Source organism: Hymenobacter guriensis (genome assembly GCF_015773195.1).
Lineage (GTDB): Bacteria > Bacteroidota > Bacteroidia > Cytophagales > Hymenobacteraceae > Hymenobacter > Hymenobacter guriensis.
In genome coordinates this window covers 60,094-78,197 of the sequence record NZ_JADWYK010000014.1, presented here as the reverse complement: position 1 = coordinate 78,197, position 18,104 = coordinate 60,094, and the positions used below count along the sequence as shown (strand labels likewise).

Sequence of the window (18,104 nt, the reverse complement as noted above, 5' to 3'; positions counted from 1 at the left end):
AAGCCTTTACTTCTTGTGCTTGTAAGGGCTTGTCACGTCCCAGGAACTTAATGCGTTGCTCAAGACGGATTGCTTCGCTTTGCTCGCGATGACAACCGTTCAACTATCCAGCCATTCAACCATACAACCATGAACGTTGCGCTGTTTCCCGGTTCTTTCGACCCGTTTACGAATGGGCATCTTGATGTAGTGCGGCGCGGGGTTGGGCTGTTTGACCAGATTATTATTGCCATCGGCAACAACAGCAGCAAAACCCGCTACCTGCCCGTGGAGCAGATGGCTACAATGATTGAACAGGTATTTGCCGATGAGCCCCGCGTAACGGTACAGACCTACAAGGGCCTCACCGCCGATTTTGCCCGTGAGGTAGGTGCCCGCTACCTGCTGCGCGGCCTGCGCAACACCACCGACTTCGAGTACGAAAACACCATTGCCCAGGCCAACCGCCACGTCAACCCCGCGCTGGAAACCGTGTTTCTGATTACGTCGCCCCCACTGGCAGCTATTAGCAGCACCATTATCCGCGAAATTCACCGCTTTGGCGGCAACGTGGATGACTTCGTACCCTTCAAGCTGCCAGCTCCCCCTAACAGCTAACCTCCGTAAAGGCTCCTAGCAACGCCAACAGGGCGGCCCCGTGTGCGGGGCCGCCCTGTTGCTTTAAGGGGTTTCGGCAGGTTACTTCCGGCGCGGAATGATGCGCACGCCCTTCACCTTGCCGGACTCCCCGCCACCATCGGGCAGGGGCAGCACGATGTAGTCGGGGCTGGTCATCATCAGACCGCCACGCAGCATCAGGTCGTCTTCGTTCTCGCCCACCAGCACTATGTCGCTCACGCGGCGGTTGCGGGCATTGAAAGTCACCACCAGCGTGTTGCCTTCGGTCTGAAAGGTGTTGATCCAGCCTTCCCCTTTGGTGCTTTTCAGCTGCTCGGCGTTGGGGTCGGCGCCCACCAGCTCGTCGCTGGCTTCCTGGGGCTGGCCCAGCTGGCGGCGCAGCTGGTCGATGTTGCGTTTGAGCAGGCTGCCTACGTCGAGCTTGCCGGGCGCCACGGCGGTGCCGCGCTCAGCGGCGGGGCGCTCGGCCTCGGAGGCCGTCTGGGAGTTCATGCAGCTGGCCAAGCCCAGCAGCCCGGCAAAAGCCGGCACCAGCAGCCGGCGCGAAAAGAAAGAAGAAGCGGACATAAAGCAGGGAGAAAAAGAGGGACGTCCGCTATTTAACGGGTTCGGTTGCGGCGGGTTCGGTGGAGGTACCGGCTACTTCGCTTAGGTAGTGGCGCACCACCAGGGCAATGGAGGCGTAGGTATCCGGCAGCACGGCCAGGGCCTCCTGGGGCGTCATCCAGCGCACTTCCTCAATGTACTCCTCGGCCTGGGGCTTCATCAGCGAGTCGTCGAGGCACTGCATGATGTACCAGTTGGTTTTCTTGAGGATCTTGTTGCCGTTGTAGGCGTAGGAGTGCCACGTGCTGGGCAGCTTGTCGCCGAGGGCCAGTTGCACGTTGGTTTCTTCCTCCACTTCGCGCAGGGCGCCTTCAGCGGGGTCTTCGTCTTTTTTGAGCTTGCCTTTGGGAAGGTCCCACTTGCCGAGGCGGTAAATCATCAGAATCAGTCCATCCTTCACCACCAGTCCACCGGCTGCCTTGGCAATACGAAACTGGTCTTTGAGGTGCAGGATAAGGGCCTTTTTCTTGCGGGCCAGCAGCGTAAGGGAGGTAAGCTTCTTGAGCTTTTTCACTTCCATCAGCCGTAGCAGCCGGTCGATGAACGCGGGCGTGACATCACGCACCAGCACGTCGCCCACCAGGTCCTTGGAGATAAACTCGTCCTCGGCGTTCAGGATCAGGTCGTAGCGGTGCTTGTACACCTTGTCGCTGGTCTTCTTGACAATCAGCGGAATGTCGTTGATGAAAACGTTCATCGCGGGGGTAATAGAGAGGAAAGCAGGAAATTCAGTTGGGTGCGCCGGGCTCCTTTGCAAATCAGTGCATAAATATCGGCAAACGGAAATACCCGGCAAGCCGGGCAAGATACGTGAAGCCGGCGGTTCCGTTGTCAGTTGCCGCCGGTTAGTTGTTCTTTGCTAGTGTTCAGCTAGCGGGCGGTTGCATGCCAGCACCCTGCATGGCGTCTACACAGCATCCCCTTCCTCCGTCATTACCTGAAAACGAACAACGAATAACCGACAACTGACAATCATGAACTGACCCTTACCTTGCACTATGCAACAGATTGGTCTGCTCTCCGACACCCACAGCTACCTCGACGACCGGATTCTGCACCACCTGGGGGGCTGCGACGAAATCTGGCACGCCGGCGACTTTGGCACCGCAGCCGTGGTGGAGCAACTACAGGAGCTGGCCCCGCTGCGGGGCGTGTATGGCAACATTGATGGCCGCGACGTGCGCCTGACCCAGCCGCTGGTGCAGGATTTTGAGGTGGCCGGCCTGCGCGTGCTGATGACGCACATTGGCGGCTACCCCGGCCACTACAGCCCCGCCGCCCGCCCGCTGGTGCAGCAGGTGCGGCCCGGCTTGTTCATCAGCGGGCACTCCCACATTCTGAAGGTGATGCCCGACCCACGGCTGGGGCTGCTGCACCTGAACCCCGGAGCCGCCGGCCGCCACGGCTTTCATAAGGTGCGCACCTTACTCAAGTTTCAGGTGGCAGGCGGTAAAGTGCAGCAGCTACAGGTAGTGGAACTGGGGCCACGCACGGGCGAGTAACGGCCCTGCCCAACACCACGAAAAAAAGCGCCTTGCTCCGCGGAGTAAGGCGCTTTTCAACAATTTATAGGAGCCAACCGACGCGGGTGGCGGGCAAGCTAGAGGGCAATTTCCGGCTTGGGATGCTCGCCTTCCTGACCGTCTTCGTTTACGGGCTTGGTCACGGCCTCAGCATCGTCGAATGCGGCGGCATTGTCCTGCGCTACGCTGGCTTCGGCGTTGGCATCAGCCTGCTTCTGGGAGCGGGCGGCCGCTTTCTCCGCTTTGGTCTGGGATTGGGCGGGGGCAGCACCGCCGTTGAAGCTGGCTTTCAGCTCTTCGATGTCCACGTTCTTCAGAACGGGGGTCAGGAGCAGTTGCTTGATGATGCGCTGCTTGTTATTGGCGCGCGCAATGTTCTTGCGGTGCTTCCGCTTCAGTCGGGTGACGCTCATATCCGGGTCGGTTTTGTCAATTTAGTAAAGGAGGGGCAAAAGTAAGTCTTATTTTTGAATCCTGAAACCTGATTTAGAACTCCATGACCGCAGCCCGCATCGATTTACGCTCCGACACCGTTACCCGCCCCACGCCGGCCATGCTGGAAGCCATGTTCCGGGCCCCGGTGGGCGACGACGTGTATGAGGAAGACCCAACTGTACGGGCCCTGGAAGACGCCGCCGCAGCCCGTTTCGGGTTGGAAGCCGGCCTGTTCTGCCCATCCGGCACCATGACCAACCAGATTGCCATCAAGGCCCACACCGAGCCGCTGTCGGAAGTTATCTGCGAGCAGACCTCGCACATTTATCTGTGGGAAGTGGGCGGTATTGCCTTTCACTCGGGTGCTTCAGTGGCCTTGTTGCCCGGAAAACGGGGCCGCGTCACGGCCGCGCAGGTGGAGGCCGCCATCCGGCCCGTGAACGTGCACTACCCTACCACCAGCCTTATTTCCCTCGAAAACACCCATAACCGGGGCGGCGGCAGCTGCTACACCCTCGAAGAAATTGCCGCCATTGCCGAGGTGGCCCGGCGCCACCAGATTCCGCTGCACCTCGACGGGGCCCGCATCTTCAACGCCCTGGTAGCTACCGGACAGCAAGCGGAGGAGTACGGGCGCTATTTCGACTCCATTTCGGTGTGTCTGAGCAAAGGCCTGGGGGCGCCGGTGGGCTCGGTGCTGCTGGGCAGCCGGGCGTTTGTGCAGAAGTGCAAGCGCATTCGTAAGGTGATGGGCGGCGGCATGCGCCAGGCCGGCTATCTGGCCGCTGCGGGCCTATACGCCCTGGAAAACAACGTGGCGCGCCTTGCCGATGACCACCGCCGCGCCCGCCAGCTGGCCGAAGCGCTGACGGCCCAACCTTACGTGGCCGAGGTGCTGCCCGTGGAAACCAACCTCGTCATCTTCCGCCTGCACGACGCCCACCCTGCCGACCAGTTTCTGGCGCAGCTGCAGGAGCGCGGCATTATTGCCTCGTCCTTCGGCCCCCAGATGATCCGCTTCGTGACGCACCTGGATGTGGATGACGCCATGATAGCGTCCGTGGTGCGGGCGCTGAATGAACTGGCGGCTTAACCTCGGAGCCCCTATTCCAGACCAGAAAAGATCAGCCCGTGGAAGAGAAACCGTACAGTGCGTTTCTCTTCCACGGGCTGATCTTTTTAAGATATTACGCTTCGTCCTCTGCTTCCGGGGCCGTCTTCAGGATGGCCACGCCCACCAGCGCGGCCAGCACCGAGCCGGCAATAACGGCCAGCTTAGCTACGTCGATGCGGGCGGGCTCGGTGAACGACAGGTTGGCAATGAAAATGGCCATGGTGAAGCCAATGCCCGCCGTGAAGCCCAAACCCAGCAGCATCCGCCAGGTTACGCGGGCGGGCAGCCCGGACACGCCGGTTTTCACGGCCAGCCACGTGGCCGCACTAATGCCCAGTGGCTTGCCCAACAGCAGCCCCAGCCCCACGCCCAGCCCCAGCGGCGAAAGCAGCCCGGTTACCGCCTCACCCGACAGCACAATGGCCGTGTTGGCCAGCGCAAAAACCGGCAGAATCAGGTAGCTGACGGGCTTTTGCAGCGCGTGCTCCAGCTTTTCGATGGAGGCCGTGGGGATGGTAAGTGCCAGCAGCACGCCCGCAATGGTAGCGTGAATGCCCGACTGCAACACCGCAAACCACAAACCCAGTCCCAACAGCAGATACACGGGTAGCCAGCTTACGCGCAGGCGGTTGAGGGCCACCAGCAAGGCCAGCAGGCCCGTCGCTGCCAGCAGGTAGCCCAGGTGCAGTCCGGCCGTGTAGAAAACAGCAATGATGAGCACGGCCAGCAGGTCATCAATGATGGCCAGGGCGGTGAGGAAGATGCGTAGGCCGGGCGGAATCCGGCTGCCCAGCAACGACAGAATGCCCAGGGAAAAGGCAATGTCGGTGGCGGTGGGAATGGCCCAGCCGTGGGCGGCCGGCGTGCCCGCCGTGCACAGCAAGTAGATACCGGCCGGCACTGCCACGCCCCCGGCGGCGGCCAGCACTGGCAGCAGCGCGTGCCGCACGTCGGTCAGTTCCCCGTAGAGTACTTCCCGCTTGATTTCCAGGCCAACCAGGAAAAAAAACACCACCATCAGCCCGTCATCTACCCAGTGGGCCAGGCTCTTGACGAGCCCCCCCGCTCCTACTTCGGTGTGCCATAAATGTAAGTAGCGCGGCCCCCAGGCCGAGTTGCTGAGTGCCAGGGAAACCAGCGTAGCCAGCAGCAGGAGCAGCCCTGACAGCTTGCCGCTGTCCGACAGCTCGCGGATGGGCGCAATGATTTTTCGTAACGGCATTGGGGCAAAGATACCCGCCGCGGTCGGACCACAGCCCGCCGGCTCTACACTTCTCCGTCTACCCACAATGCGGCATTTGCGTACTTGCCGCTATGAATCTGTTTGTGGTCGGTGATGCGCATGGCTGTTACTATACCTTTAAAGAGCTTTTGCGGCACTGGCAGCCCGCCACCGAGTTGCTGGTGCAAACCGGCGACCTGGTAGACCGGGGACGCTACGTGCCCGAAACCGTGGACCTGGCCGTGGACCTCAGCCGGCGCTACCCCGCGCAAACGGTGTTTCTGAAAGGCAACCACGAGGCCCTGATGCTGCAGCACCTGGGCCCCGCCGGACCGCACCCGGGCTGGCTGCGCTGGGGTGGCCGCAGCACCCTGCAGCAGTACCGCAGCCGGACGGATTTGTTAGCCGAGCACCTGCCTTGGCTGGCCTCCCGGCCGCTATTGTGGGAAAACGACGCCCTGTTCATCAGCCACGCCGGCCTAGCCGACACCCCCGAACCATTGCACGAAGACAACCCCAATGGCATACTGTGGCGGCGCGGCCCGCTACTGCAGATAGGCAAGCGCCAGATCATCGGCCACACGCCTACTCCCGATGGTAAAACGCTGTTTGATGCCGCCACCGATGCCTTGTATATTGATACGGGTGCCTACCTTGGTCGGGGCCTGACGGCGGTGCGTCTCAGCCCCGCCGGCCAGTTGCTGGAAACCCTTACGGTGCCCACACGCCGCCGGGATATCTCCTGACTTTTAGCCTTCACTCTATGTCTGCTGATGCCCTCACTCACCTTTCCCAGGCCGACCCGGTACTGGCTGAACTGATTCGCCGGGGGCGCCCCATCCAGCCCAGTGCCCACGAGGATTTGTACCTGGCGCTGCTGCGGGCCATTGTGTCTCAGCAGATTTCTACCAAAGCGGCGGCCGCTATCTGGCGCAAAGTGCAGGCCCTGTTTCCACCCGACGGCTACCCCGAGCCGGCGGCCGTACTGGCCTTGTCGGATGAGGGCTTACGCGCCGCCGGCATTTCGAGGCAGAAAGCCAGCTACCTGCGCGCCATTGCCGACTTTGCCCGCCGCGACCAGCTTGACCACGCCCACCTCAGCCAGCTTTCCGCCGATGAGTTTACTCTTCACCTCACCCAAATCAAAGGCGTAGGCCGGTGGACTGCCCAGATGCTGCAGATGTTTGCGCTGGATCAGCCCGACGTGTTTCCGGAAGGCGACCTGGGCATTCAGAACGCTATGCGCCGCCACTACGGCCTGGAGGAAACCGGCCGGGCCCTGCTCCGGCGCATGACGGAAATAGCCGAAGCCTGGCGCCCCCACCGAACCCTGGCCAGCAAATACCTCTGGCAGTCGTTGGACAACACGCCGGCCAAATAGCTTCGCCGGTTATTTCTCCTGCCGTTCAATGGCCTCCCGGCGCCGGGCATCGCGCATGGCCAGCCCAATGGCCACAAAGGCCGACAGCATGGGCACAAAGAAGCCGAACAGCAGCCACGGCCAGAACCGCCGCCCGTACATGTGCGCAATGTATACCGTGATGAGGGCCGACAGCGGGCACACCGCCACCAGCAGAAACAGAACGTCAGAAAGCTCCATAAACAAGTAAAAACCAGCGCATCCGGGGGTTATCGTCCCTTGTTGCGCTTCACCAGATAGGCGTAGAGCACCTTATCAAATGGCTCCCGGATGTCTACCGGCACGAAATCAATTTTGTACTGCCCACAACGTAGCGCCAGTTCATGCTCGTAGCGCTGCATGGCAGCGCGGTATTGCTCGCGCACCTGGTTGGGCTGGAGCTTAATGGTCTGACCGGTTTCCATGTCCTCAAACAAGTACGGGCGCTCCTGAAAAGTAAAATCCGCCTCCGTGGCGCGGTCCATCACATGAAACAGCAGTACCTCGTGCTGCTGATGGCGCAGGTGCTGCAAGGCTGCCAGTGCCTCGGTCTGCTCCTCGGGGGCCCGGCCCAGCATGTCGCTGAACAGAATCACCAACGAGCGTTTGGGAATCTGCTGGGCAATCTGATGAATGACGGCGGCTACATCGGTTGGGCGGCGCACCACGGGGCGCTGGAGCAATTGCTGGAGCGTGAGCAGCAGGGTGTGGCGGTGGGTGCTGGTAGAGCGCACCGGGGTTTGCAGCTCCACTTGGTCGGCGAAGGTGACGAGGCCCACCGCGTCGCGTTGCCGTTGCAGGAGCGTACACAAAGCCGCCGCGCACAGGATGCTAAAGCGCAGTTTGTCGAAGTCGGGCGCGGGGTAGTACATGCTGGGGCTCACGTCCAGCAGCAGATGGCAGCGCAGGTTGGTTTCTTCCTCGTAGCGCTTCACGAACAGCTTATCGGTGCGGGCCAGCACCTTCCAGTCGAGGTGGCGGGTACTTTCGCCGGGATTGTAGAGCCGGTGCTCCGAAAACTCCACCGAAAACCCGTGGTAAGGCGACTGGTGTAGGCCCGTAATAAAGCCTTCGACCAGCTGGCGGGCCAGGAATTCCAGGTTTTCGAACGAGCGGATGGCCGCCAGGTCCAGGGGTTTTGCCATGGGAAGAAGCTGCGGAAAGCCGATGCGAAGAGAGTCGGCCAGCAAAGCTGCGGGCCGCGTCAGTCTGCACAATAGCCGATAAAGACCTTCAATATCGGCAAAAAGCTGCAAGCAGGATTCCGGGTCTTTCTACCGTACAATTTCCGGAATGGCCTGTTTTACGAAAGAACCCTACCCTGCGCGCCCGCTTAATTTTTATATCTATAGATAAGTGCCTATTTTGGTCAGCATTTTAAGCAGTTTTGCATAATCTCAATCTACTCGCACTACCGTGGAAGACCGTCAAGATCAGGAAGAAATCTACTCCCAACGCATCAAAGCTGGTAAACGCACCTACTTTTTTGATGTGAAAGCCACGCGGGGTCAGGATTTCTACCTCACCATTACCGAGAGCAAGCGCCGCCTCCGCGACGACGACACTTTCTCCTACGAAAAACACAAAATCTTTCTGTACAAAGAGGACTTTGCCAAATTCGTGGATGCCCTGCAGGACGCCGTGGACTACGTGCGCGAAGAGCTGCTCACGGAAGAGGAAGTGGCCGAGCTGGACCGCCCCCGCCCCGCCTACGACAGCTACGACAGCCGCCCCGGCGACGCCGGCTACAACCCCAACCGCGCCGACGGCACCTACTAACCTTACCCCGCGCCTAGCGAAACAAACTCTACTCTTTTTTGCCCCGACTACCCCGGCGCGCCCTGCTTTCCCGAAGGCAGTGGCGCGCCGTTGCGTTAATCGTCTGGCTGATGACTGTGCAGCTTGCCAAAACCACAGGCAGCAAACCCGCCCAAAACGCCCTACCTTTGCGGCACGAATTGCGCTTTCGGTGCAACTCACCATCTTTCTAACTCACTATTTCACCGTCATATGGGTCTCCGCTGCGGTATCGTCGGCTTGCCGAACGTGGGCAAATCCACGCTGTTCAACGCTCTTTCCAACGCCAAGGCCGAGTCGGCCAACTATCCATTCTGCACCATTGAGCCCAACGTAGGCGTGATTACCGTGCCCGATGAGCGGCTGCAGATCCTGGAAAAGCTGGTGAACCCCAAGCGCGTGCTGCCCACCATCATCGAGTTTGTGGACATTGCCGGCCTGGTAAAAGGCGCTTCCAAGGGCGAAGGCCTGGGCAACAAGTTCCTGGCTAACATCCGCGAGGTAGACGCCATCATTCACGTGGTGCGCTGCTTCGAGGACCCCAACATCGTGCACGTGGCCGGCGGCGTCGACCCGGTGTTCGATAAGGACGTCATCGACACGGAGCTGCAGCTGAAAGATCTGGAAAGCATTGACAAGAAACTGGTGAAGTCGGAGCGCTCCGCCAAGGCTGGCGACGCCGCGGCTAAGAAGGAAGTGGCCGTGCTGCAGCGCTTCAAGGCGGCCCTGGAAGGCGGGCAGAACGCCCGCGCCGTGCAGGCCGATGAAGCCGAACTGGAAGCCGTGGCCGATCTGCAGCTGCTCACCATCAAGCCTGTGATTTACGTGGCCAACGTGGACGAGGCCAGCATTGCCACCGATGGCAACAAGCACGTGGCGGCCCTGCGGGAGCACGTGAAGGCCGAAAACGCCCAGGTGGTACTGGTATCGGCGGCCATTGAGGAGCAGATTGCCGACATGGAAGACCCCGAGGAAAAGGAAATGTTCCTGGCCGAGTACGGCCTTACGGAGTCGGGCCTGAACAAGCTGATTCGCGCTTCCTACGAGCTGCTGAATTTGATTACCTACTTCACGGCCGGCGTGCAGGAAGTACGCGCCTGGACCATTCACCGCGGCGACAAAGCCCCTGCCGCCGCTGGCGTTATCCACTCCGACTTCGAGAAAGGCTTTATCCGCGCCGAGGTTATCAAGCTGGCCGATTACCAGGAATACAAAACCGAGGTAAAAATCAAAGAAGCCGGCAAAATGGCCGTGGAAGGGAAAGAATACGTGGTGCAGGACGGTGACATCATGCACTTTCGGTTTAACGTCTGAACCACGGATTCGCGCGGATTTTTCGGATTTCGTAGTCGGCTCTTGGTGCCGTTTGTGCAAAAAGACCAGCCTGCGGGCTGGTCTTTTTTGTGTTAGGTACGGAGCTGTTGCTAAGAGAGGGGACGGGGTTGATTTTTCAGGAAACGCTTGTAACGTAGGCTTGGCTCTCCGAAATTGATGAGTAGGCCTACTTCCAGTTGAAAGGCTTCCAAGTAATTGATGGTTTGAGCAAAGTGGTTTTGGTTTAATTCATGCAGGGCTTTCAGCTCGACCAGCACCGTGTTTTGGACCAGAAAATCTATCCGGCGCGAGCCTACGTCAATGCCCTTGTAGTAAATCGGCATTTCCACCTCACGCGCAAAGAGTAGCTTAGCTTGCTCCATTTCCACCGCCAAGCTTCGTTGATATATCACCTCCTAAAATCCACTTCCCAGCATTCTATGTACTGCCATAGCACAGCCAATGATATTATGCGTTAACTCCTTATAACGATTATCCAGTAGCATAGGAACTAAGTTCAGAGCAGGTTAATGGAAAATTTGAGCACAGATTAAAGCTAATAAAATCACCGAACGCAATGCATAAAAAAGACCAGCCCACAGGCTGGTCTTTTTTGCACAAACGGCACCAAGAGCCGACTACGAAATCCGAAAAATCCGCGCGAATCCGTGATTTACTTACCCACCACCTTATACAGCTGGCCAGCGGTGAGCTTGGTGGAGGTTTGCATGCCGTTCAGAATGGCCATTTCCTCATAGCGCTTCGAAGGAATGCCATTAGCAGCCAGGGCCGAAGCCAGCGTCTGGCCGGCTTTGGCGGTGCGCAGGCGAATACGCTCCGGGGCTTTGTTTATTTTAGCCGCGTCGGTGAGGCGCTTGAAGCCCTGGGCTACTCGCTGGAAGGTGGGGCCGTAGGTGCCCAGCGTTTGGGGGCCGCACATACCAATGAGAGCATACATCGTCTGGCCGTCTTGAATGATGTAACTCAGCGTGGCCGCCGTTACGCCCTGCTCCCCTACCTGATTGCCTTGGATGGCCAGGGCCGGGAATCCATTGAGCGTGGTGCGCGAGGCCTGCGGCGACTGCAGGTTCAGCTGCTTGGCCAGGGCTTGCGCGGCCTCATCCAGCGAGCTACCGGGGGCAGCCGTCAGAATCTGCACGGCTTTGCCGCTGGGCTCGGCCATCTGAAACTGCTGGGGCGTGTTCTGAGATTTCCAGCCGGTGGGCACCGGAAACTGAATTTTAAGGTCAGGATGGTAGAAGTAGCCACTCTGCACGTAGCCCTGGCGCGGGTCGTCGCCATACACTAGGCCGTCGAGGCGCTGCAGGTAGCCGTTGTGATTGGTGGCCAGCGCCCGGTTGCCGGCGCCCTGTTTAGCCTGCGCGGCCAGCTTCTTCACCGTGGTGTAGCGGTTGGCCGAGTTGGGGTGCGACGACAGGAAGGTGGGCACGCTGGCCGCGCCACTGGCCTGCTCGGTACGCTGCAGCGTCTGGAAGAAATCGGCCATGCGCGAGGCGTCGTACCCGATTTTGGTGGAGTACTTCACACCCAGCTGGTCCGACTCACTTTCGTCATCACGGCCGTACTTCAGCAAACCTAGGCCCACCACCTGCGAGGCCGGCTGCGCCAGGGAGGCAACTCGCTTGGATAGCAAGGAGCCCAGAATGAGGGCGCCGTTGGCAATGGTGGAGCGGGTCTGCTGCTTCTGGCCGTGGCGGGCCGTGATATGGCCGATTTCGTGCCCCAGCACGCCCGAAAACTGGGCTTCATCATTAAAGTAAGCCAGAATACCGCGGGTGAAGTACACGTGCCCATCGGGCGTGGCGAAGGCATTAATAATGGGCGAATCCAGCACCGTAAAGCCTTTTACGTCGTTGGGACGGTCGGATATGCGGCCCATAGCGCTGCCTTTCTGGTCCATGAACTGCTGGAGGGCAGCATTATCAAGTAACCCAAACTGAGCTACTACCTGGGGGTCGGGCTGGGCACCCTGCACGGGTGCTACGGCGTTGGCCGGCGTGGCGGGGCCTACCATGCTGCCCAAGGGCAGTAACAACCCCAGCAGTGCGCCGGTGCGGAGAGTACGGGAAAGGGAAGTTGTCATGAGGAGCGAGTAAACAGTGGAACGAAGCCGGGCAGCCCGCATACAGGCGCCAGCTTGGCACCGTTACGCAGGCATCGTGCCAAACCGGGCGCGGTTACTTTTCCACCACTTTGATGAGGGAGCCGGCATTCACCTGCTCATTCAGCTGCATCCCGTTGAGAATGGCCATTTCCTCCAGCCGCTTTTCGGGCACGTTGTAGCGGCGCAGGGCCGTTTCGAGGTTGCTGCGCAGCGTCAGCTTTTTGATGCGCACCCGCTCGGGCTGGCGGTTCAGCTTTTCCGAGTCGGTAAGGCGCTGGAAGCCCTGGGCCACGCTGGTAAACTGCGGGGCAAACCCGTCGAAATCCGCCGGCGCGGCCACGCCAATCAGCGCAAAAATGGTTTTGCCGTCCTGAATCAGATACGTGAGGGTACGCACGCCGGCCACCTGTTGACCGGTTTGCTGATCCTGCTGCACCTGGTCGGCCACGAAGGCCAGGGCCGGGAAGTTGTTGATGGTGGTTTTCTTGGAGTCGGTAGGCTGCAGGCTGAGTTGCTTGGCCAAGACCTGAGCCGCTTCTTCGAGCGTGTTGCCGGGCGCCATCATCAGCATTTGCATGCCCTTGCCGCCAGGATCAGCCATTTGGAACTGCTGAGGTGTGTTCTGGTGCTTCCAGCCCGCAGGCACCGGAAAGCGAAACTTCAGCTCGGGATGGTAGAACACGTTGTTTTCCACGAAGCCCTGCTTGGGGTCGTCGCCGTACACGATGCCGTCAATCATGCGCAGGTACTGGTCGCGGTTGACTTGCAGGTTGGTGGGGTTGCCGTTGCTGGCTTTCCACTGGTCGGCCAACTGATGTACACGGTTGTAGCGGTCGGCGGGGTTGGGGTGGGTCGAGAGGAAGTCGGGAATGGGGTCGGCGCCGCTTTTCGCCTGCTCACGTTCCAGCGTCTGGAAGAAGTCGGCCATCTGAGAGGCATCGTAGCCGATTTTGCTGGAGTACTGCACGCCCAGCTCGTCGGACTGGCTTTCATCATCGCGCCCGAATTTCAGGAACAGCAGCTGCATGCCCTGCATGGCCTGGTCGCCGAACTGCGCCAGCTTGGGCGAGGCAATCATGGCGCCCATCAGCCCCACCTGTCCGATAATGGCGTTGGTTTGCTGCTTGGCCGAGTGCCGGGCCGTGACGTGACCGATTTCGTGGCCCAGTACGCCCGCAAACTGCGCTTCGTTGTTGAAGTGAGCCATGATGCCCCGCGTGAAGTACACGTAGCCGCCGGGCACGGCAAAGGCGTTGATAATGGGCGAATCGACTACGCGGAAGTTGTAGGTCAGCTCCGGGCGGTGCGAAATGGCGCCCATCTGCTTGCCCTTTTCATTGATAAACTTCTGCAGCTTATCGTCGGGATAAAGCCCAAACTGCGCCGTCACGGCCGGGTCCGACTGCTGGCCCATGGCCAGCTCCTGCCCTTCCGACACCAGCATCACTTCTTTTTTCCCGGTGACGGGGTTAGTAGCGCAGGAATTAAACAGCAAGGAGGCAGCCACGCTGCCGCTTAAAAAGAGAATACGCGGTTTCATACGGGAGAGAGAACAAGAGCCAGCCGCGCCGAGGCACCGCAAGCCAGGTGGGAGAGAAAAGAAACGCAAACCCACTGCGGCCAGAAAGGGAGGCCGGCCGCCACAGGTACTGCCAGCAACGTAGGGCCGCCGCCGAGGTTACATCGGGCGCCTCAGTGGGTGGTTTTCCCGGGTTGGCAGGCCGTTAGCGCGGGGCGGCAGATGACTGCCTGGGCGGCTCTTCCCCGGCCTGTGCCTGCTCATCCAGCTCCTGCGTGGTAGGCCGGCCGTGGTAGCGGTCCAGCCAGTTCATGACGGGCGTGGCCAGCACCCCGTGCAGAATGATGGAGGCCAGCACCGTGAAGCCCGTAATGGCCCACAGCTCGCGGGAATCGGGGAAAGCCTGCTGGTTGATGGCGTAGGCCAGGTAGAAAAAGGAGCCGATGCCGCGAATGCCGAAAAACGAAATAACCAGCTGCTCGGGCCAGCTCAGACGGCTGCGCCAGAGCGTGAGCATGCCGCCCATGGGCCGCAGCAGAAACAGCAGAAACAGCCCCAGCCCTACCCCGCGCCACGTGAGCGGCTCCAGCAGCCCCCGCACCAGCGCCCCCCCGAATAAAATCAGAATCACCACAATAAGCAGGCGCTCCAGCTGGTCCGTGAATTCGTGCATCTCGGTGTGGTACTCGTGGCTACGCTCGTGAGTGCGCAGCGTGACGGCCGCAATAAACACGGCCAGAAACCCGTAGCCGTGCAACAGCTCCGTGACGCCGTAGGCCGTGAGCGTGACGGCAAGCGCCACGAATCCGTAGGCCTCGGGGTTGATGCGGATGCGGTGGGGCAAGTCAAAAATCAGAAACGACAGCACCTTGCCGGCCAGCCAGCCGCCCGCAATGCCGGCCCCCACGCGGTAGAGCACGTCCATTAGGGCCCAGTCGGTGAGGCGGTCCAGCACGGGCACGGCGGCGGGCAGCAACGCCAGCGCCAGGTGTACAAACGGGAAAGCCAGGCCGTCGTTGAGGCCGGCCTCGCCGGTGAGGGCAAAGCGCACGTTGTCTTCGCGGCCTTCGCCGGGCTTGCCCACCTGCACGTCGCCGGCCAGCACGGGGTCGGTGGGTGCCAGGGTGGCGGCTAGCAGCAGCGCCGAGGCCACGCCCAGGCCGGCCAGCCGCCAGGCCACCACCCAGAAGCCGGCAATGGACACCACCATCAAGATCAGCACCAGCTTGAGCGGTGCCCGCCAGCGCACCCGGGAAAACTTCCGGTCGATTTTCAGGCCGGTGCCGGTGAGGGCCACAATCACGCACAGCTCGGTGAGGTGAGTGGCAAAGGCAGAGTGGGTTATCGGGTCGGGCGAGGGCAAGTCCAGCGGCAGCGCGTACACCAAGGCCCCCAGCCCCACGAACAGGACGGGGTACGACAGCGGATATTTTTTCAGCAGCGAAGGCAGCCAGGCCACGGCCAGAATAGCCACGCCCAGCACCACCAGCCCAAGGTTATACAACGACATGCAGCGGGGATAAGCAGAGACAACGGGAGCCTCTGCTTACGCAACCTCGGCCGTAGTGGCTGGAATGGGGCCGTTGGACGATGTAGAGACGCGACAATTCGCGTCTTGGCCTCCGCGCCGTTGGGCAACGAAGCATCCCCGCACCTTGCAAGCCTCGCCGACAGAAAATCGTGTGGGTTTCGTTCAACGAGGAGACGCGAAGTGTCGCGTCTCTACATCGTTCAACTGACTTACCGCCCCTGGTTGAGCTGGATGAGCTGGGCGTTGGCCACGGCCACGGCGCGGTAGCCAATGAGCAGGTCGGTGCGGGTGCCGGGCGGACGGTAGTACACCAGCAGGTCGTACTGGTTTTCGGTTTCCTGGTGGCTGCCCTCAAAGTACACCTCATTGGCTACTGGCGCCCCGCCCACGGCGTAGCTGTAGTTGTAGTAGCCCTGCTTGAGGAATAGCCGGCCCTGGTATTCCTGCGCCTCGGCGTTGTAGGTGAGCTTGTACTCGTCGCGCAGCTGCCAGTCCGACAAAGCGCCCAACACGTACACCGGGCCCGCCGCGGGCTGCGGGGCGCGCAGATGGAAGGTCACGCCGAGGTAGTCGCCATTGGTGTCGCCGCTGCCGTACTCGCGGCTTTCAAACACGCGCTGCCCGTCCACGTCGGGGTACTGGGAGTAGGCCAGTCCGTTGCGGTTGGCCTCGGGCAGTAGGTCGGCCTCGCGGGGGTCGGCATCGGGGTTGATACGGGCTACGCCGGCCCCGCTGGCCCGGAAGGAGCGCAAATCCAGAAAGCGGTACTCACTCAGGCCCGGAAAGGCATTTTCGAAGTTAAAGTACTGGTAGTCGAGCTGGCGCTCGGCGTCGCGCACGAAGGTGGGGCGCAGGTTGTAGCGGGCATTGTCCCAGCGGAAGTTCTGGCGTAGCACCACCTTCACTTCCTGAGCGGGATTGATGATAGGGTAGCCCCCGTAGCGGATGCCGAAGTTGAGCTGCTGGTGGGTGTAGCGCTGCTGGCCCGCCGCCAGCGGCCCCGGCTGCAGGAAGGCCTCCACCCGATTCTCGTACACCAGCACCCGGCGCGAAATGAGCGGGACGCCGGCCCCGTTCTGCACCACCCAGAGGTAGTTGCCCGAAATCTTGACGCGGGGAAGCTGGGCGCGGTAGTGGTAGTAGGCCACCTTGGTGCCCACGCTGGTGCGGTAGTCGGTGAGGGTTTGCTCGTTGATCTGGCTGAGAAACTGCAGATCCGTGAGGATGGAAGGCTTCCAGTCCACGTCGCAGTGCACCAGCCGGGCCGTGAGGCGCTGGCCCTGGGCGCCCAGCACGTCAAACTCCAGCGTGACCGGCAACTCCTGACTGAGCGACACTACCGGCGCCGAAAACACCTCCGTAGCTTGCCCCGTGGCCACGTAGCACTGCACCGAGCGCACGTTGGGCGAGTAGGTGGCATCCTCGTAGCGCAGCGCGGGCGCGGCGGCCACGGGCATGCTGCGGGCCGGGCCTGTGGCGTTGGGGTCGGTGATGGGAGTGCCCAGGGGCACGCAGGCGGCGCTGGCAAGCAGCAACCCCGGGAGCAGACGAGCGAAGTAACGCATAGACTGCGAAGGTACGGGCGGAACGCGGTTTGCGGGCGAAGCAGCGCTGTTTGGTGGTTGTAGGAAAATCCGAGGGAAAGGAAGCTGATTCCTACAATTTTGTTGATATTTCGAATAAAAAGACACTCCTCCCTAAAATACCTAAGAGTTGAGTAACCGAAGTTGCTACAACGCTATGTCCCTGCTGAAAGCCGGTACAGACATTCGCATGATCCAGGGCTTTCTAGGTCACAACAGTATCCGCAAACTGAAATTTATAGCATGAGGCGCAATGCAACTATACTAATAGCGGATTTACGGAAGGTGTAGCCGGTGTGTAGAGACGCCTACTTGCGTCTCGTCGTCCGTGCCCTCTGGCTGTTATATCTTCCAGCAACAAAGTAAGTCTTCGACTACTCAAACCCTCAACAACAGAACACCAAAGGTTGTATTGACGACGCTCCACCACTTCGGCATACCAATATTAACTGTGAATGTAAAAAAACAAACAAATCAGAAATGAAACACCTCAAACTAACAGCTTTAACTACTCTTGTTGTTTTTGGTTGCGGTCAAGCAAACCATAAAACCTCTTTAATAAAAGAAGAAAAATTATCAAATACAACTAACGACATAACCACTTCAGCCAAGGCTGATACATTGTCAGCTGCAACAGATGAAAGTAGCTTCTCTGTAAAAGAAGGCACACCACCAGTTTTAACAGACGAAGAAAAACAAATTAAACATCTTATTCGAAACGTTCTTAATTGGGCAGACGCAAACAAATCCATCAACTTATTACCCGTTATCAGCGACACGAAGGATAGTGTTTACGTGGGCTTTGATCTTGTCAAACACAAGCAAAACCTTACTAAGCTACGACAGACAACTTTCTTTTCGAAAGAGTTTATTGAGAACTACAATAAAATAATATTAACATTAGATAAGGAACTTAGAAGCGGTAAGGAGAAGTGGCTGGTTGGTGACATGCCGACATTTGACTTTGCAAGCGACACTGACCCTTGGACGTTAAGCCAGGATGTTCCCTACGACGAGCCAAATCCCTACGACTTTGTAGAAATAAAGATTATTAATCTTGATAAAGGAGAAGTGGATTGGAAATGGGGAAAGCTTGAATCAAATTCAGATATAGGCTGGAAGAATTTTTCATATAGATTTAGAGTTGTTAAAGAAGAAAATAAATGGAAGATTGCCTATTTACAGGGCTTTGATCTTAAATAAAGCATGCTATACTAAAGCGGACTCACGAAGGGTGTAGCCGGTATAGAGACGCAAGTATGCGTTCCTATACCGTTCCCAGATCTGCAATACAATTAAAGTTTTCTATTAGGCATGT

19 protein-coding genes are annotated in these 18,104 nt (G+C 59.4%); 8 read left to right on the top strand and 11 right to left on the bottom strand.

Annotation, left to right across the window (positions count from 1 at the left end; all coding sequences use genetic code 11):
* Nucleotides 1-129 precede the first annotated feature (129 nt).
* Entirely contained in the window at nucleotides 130-597 is a 468-nt protein-coding gene (coaD, locus tag I5L79_RS18675; RefSeq protein WP_196956593.1) for a pantetheine-phosphate adenylyltransferase, read from the top strand.
* 81 nt (nucleotides 598-678) lie between these two features.
* Here coaD and I5L79_RS18670 read toward each other — a convergent pair whose 3' ends face one another.
* Both I5L79_RS18670 and I5L79_RS18665 read right to left on the bottom strand, forming a co-directional pair.
* Nucleotides 679-1,185 carry a hypothetical protein gene (locus I5L79_RS18670; RefSeq protein ID WP_196956592.1) on the bottom strand — a complete coding sequence of 169 codons (507 nt, stop codon included), beginning with the start codon at nucleotides 1,183-1,185 and terminating at the stop codon, nucleotides 679-681.
* Nucleotides 1,186-1,213: 28 nt separating this feature from the next.
* Nucleotides 1,214-1,921: an NUDIX hydrolase gene (locus I5L79_RS18665; protein ID WP_196956591.1), complete on the bottom strand. Its 708-nt coding sequence runs from the start codon at nucleotides 1,919-1,921 to the stop codon at nucleotides 1,214-1,216.
* Nucleotides 1,922-2,222: 301 nt separating this feature from the next.
* Here I5L79_RS18665 and I5L79_RS18660 point away from each other — a divergent pair, with 301 nt between their 5' ends.
* On the top strand, nucleotides 2,223-2,726 hold the full coding sequence (locus I5L79_RS18660; RefSeq protein ID WP_196956590.1) for a metallophosphoesterase family protein: 504 nt from the start codon (nucleotides 2,223-2,225) through the stop codon (nucleotides 2,724-2,726).
* A gap of 98 nt (nucleotides 2,727-2,824) precedes the next feature.
* Here I5L79_RS18660 and I5L79_RS18655 read toward each other — a convergent pair whose 3' ends face one another.
* Nucleotides 2,825-3,160 (bottom strand): hypothetical protein, encoded by a 336-nt coding sequence (locus I5L79_RS18655; protein ID WP_196956641.1) that lies wholly within the window; start codon nucleotides 3,158-3,160, stop codon nucleotides 2,825-2,827.
* Between the two features lie 83 nt (nucleotides 3,161-3,243).
* On the opposite strand from I5L79_RS18655, the gene ltaE reads away from it, so the two are divergent.
* On the top strand, nucleotides 3,244-4,275 hold the full coding sequence (gene ltaE / locus I5L79_RS18650) for a low-specificity L-threonine aldolase (protein ID WP_196956589.1): 1,032 nt from the start codon (nucleotides 3,244-3,246) through the stop codon (nucleotides 4,273-4,275).
* Nucleotides 4,276-4,369: 94 nt separating this feature from the next.
* Here ltaE and nhaA read toward each other — a convergent pair whose 3' ends face one another.
* Complete coding sequence (gene nhaA, locus I5L79_RS18645; RefSeq protein WP_196956588.1) at nucleotides 4,370-5,518, bottom strand: Na+/H+ antiporter NhaA; 1,149 nt, start codon at nucleotides 5,516-5,518, stop codon at nucleotides 4,370-4,372.
* Nucleotides 5,519-5,610: 92 nt separating this feature from the next.
* On the opposite strand from nhaA, the gene I5L79_RS18640 reads away from it, so the two are divergent.
* Both I5L79_RS18640 and I5L79_RS18635 read left to right on the top strand, forming a co-directional pair.
* Nucleotides 5,611-6,264, top strand: coding sequence for a metallophosphoesterase (locus I5L79_RS18640; RefSeq protein WP_196956587.1), 654 nt, complete (start codon nucleotides 5,611-5,613; stop codon nucleotides 6,262-6,264).
* 17 nt (nucleotides 6,265-6,281) lie between these two features.
* On the top strand, nucleotides 6,282-6,899 hold the full coding sequence (locus tag I5L79_RS18635) for a DNA-3-methyladenine glycosylase family protein (RefSeq protein WP_196956586.1): 618 nt from the start codon (nucleotides 6,282-6,284) through the stop codon (nucleotides 6,897-6,899).
* Nucleotides 6,900-6,908: 9 nt separating this feature from the next.
* On the opposite strand, the gene I5L79_RS18630 is transcribed toward I5L79_RS18635, so the two are convergent.
* Together I5L79_RS18630 and I5L79_RS18625 are read right to left on the bottom strand one after the other, a co-directional pair.
* Complete coding sequence (locus I5L79_RS18630; protein ID WP_196956585.1) at nucleotides 6,909-7,118, bottom strand: hypothetical protein; 210 nt, start codon at nucleotides 7,116-7,118, stop codon at nucleotides 6,909-6,911.
* Between the two features lie 29 nt (nucleotides 7,119-7,147).
* Nucleotides 7,148-8,062 carry a DUF58 domain-containing protein gene (locus I5L79_RS18625; protein ID WP_196956584.1) on the bottom strand — a complete coding sequence of 305 codons (915 nt, stop codon included), beginning with the start codon at nucleotides 8,060-8,062 and terminating at the stop codon, nucleotides 7,148-7,150.
* Nucleotides 8,063-8,333: 271 nt separating this feature from the next.
* Here I5L79_RS18625 and I5L79_RS18620 point away from each other — a divergent pair, with 271 nt between their 5' ends.
* Nucleotides 8,334-8,696 carry a DUF3276 family protein gene (locus tag I5L79_RS18620; protein ID WP_317191397.1) on the top strand — a complete coding sequence of 121 codons (363 nt, stop codon included), beginning with the start codon at nucleotides 8,334-8,336 and terminating at the stop codon, nucleotides 8,694-8,696.
* A 231-nt stretch (nucleotides 8,697-8,927) separates the two neighbouring features.
* Nucleotides 8,928-10,028, top strand: a complete 1,101-nt coding sequence (ychF, locus tag I5L79_RS18615) for a redox-regulated ATPase YchF (RefSeq protein WP_196956583.1) — start codon at nucleotides 8,928-8,930, stop codon at nucleotides 10,026-10,028.
* Nucleotides 10,029-10,138: 110 nt separating this feature from the next.
* On the opposite strand, the gene I5L79_RS18610 is transcribed toward ychF, so the two are convergent.
* The 5 genes from I5L79_RS18610 to I5L79_RS18590 form a co-directional block, all read right to left on the bottom strand.
* Nucleotides 10,139-10,441, bottom strand: coding sequence for a GxxExxY protein (locus I5L79_RS18610; RefSeq protein WP_317191396.1), 303 nt, complete (start codon nucleotides 10,439-10,441; stop codon nucleotides 10,139-10,141).
* 260 nt (nucleotides 10,442-10,701) lie between these two features.
* Nucleotides 10,702-12,132, bottom strand: a complete 1,431-nt coding sequence (locus I5L79_RS18605; RefSeq protein ID WP_196956582.1) for a M48 family metalloprotease — start codon at nucleotides 12,130-12,132, stop codon at nucleotides 10,702-10,704.
* A gap of 94 nt (nucleotides 12,133-12,226) precedes the next feature.
* Nucleotides 12,227-13,693: a M48 family metalloprotease gene (locus tag I5L79_RS18600; RefSeq protein ID WP_196956581.1), complete on the bottom strand. Its 1,467-nt coding sequence runs from the start codon at nucleotides 13,691-13,693 to the stop codon at nucleotides 12,227-12,229.
* A 184-nt stretch (nucleotides 13,694-13,877) separates the two neighbouring features.
* On the bottom strand, nucleotides 13,878-15,182 hold the full coding sequence (locus I5L79_RS18595) for a cation:proton antiporter (protein WP_196956580.1): 1,305 nt from the start codon (nucleotides 15,180-15,182) through the stop codon (nucleotides 13,878-13,880).
* Nucleotides 15,183-15,412: 230 nt separating this feature from the next.
* Nucleotides 15,413-16,768, bottom strand: a complete 1,356-nt coding sequence (locus I5L79_RS18590) for a type IX secretion system plug protein (protein ID WP_196956579.1) — start codon at nucleotides 16,766-16,768, stop codon at nucleotides 15,413-15,415.
* A gap of 498 nt (nucleotides 16,769-17,266) precedes the next feature.
* Between I5L79_RS18590 and I5L79_RS18585 the strand changes: the two genes are divergently transcribed.
* Nucleotides 17,267-17,989: a hypothetical protein gene (locus I5L79_RS18585; protein WP_196956578.1), complete on the top strand. Its 723-nt coding sequence runs from the start codon at nucleotides 17,267-17,269 to the stop codon at nucleotides 17,987-17,989.
* The last annotated feature ends 115 nt before the right edge of the window (nucleotides 17,990-18,104 follow it).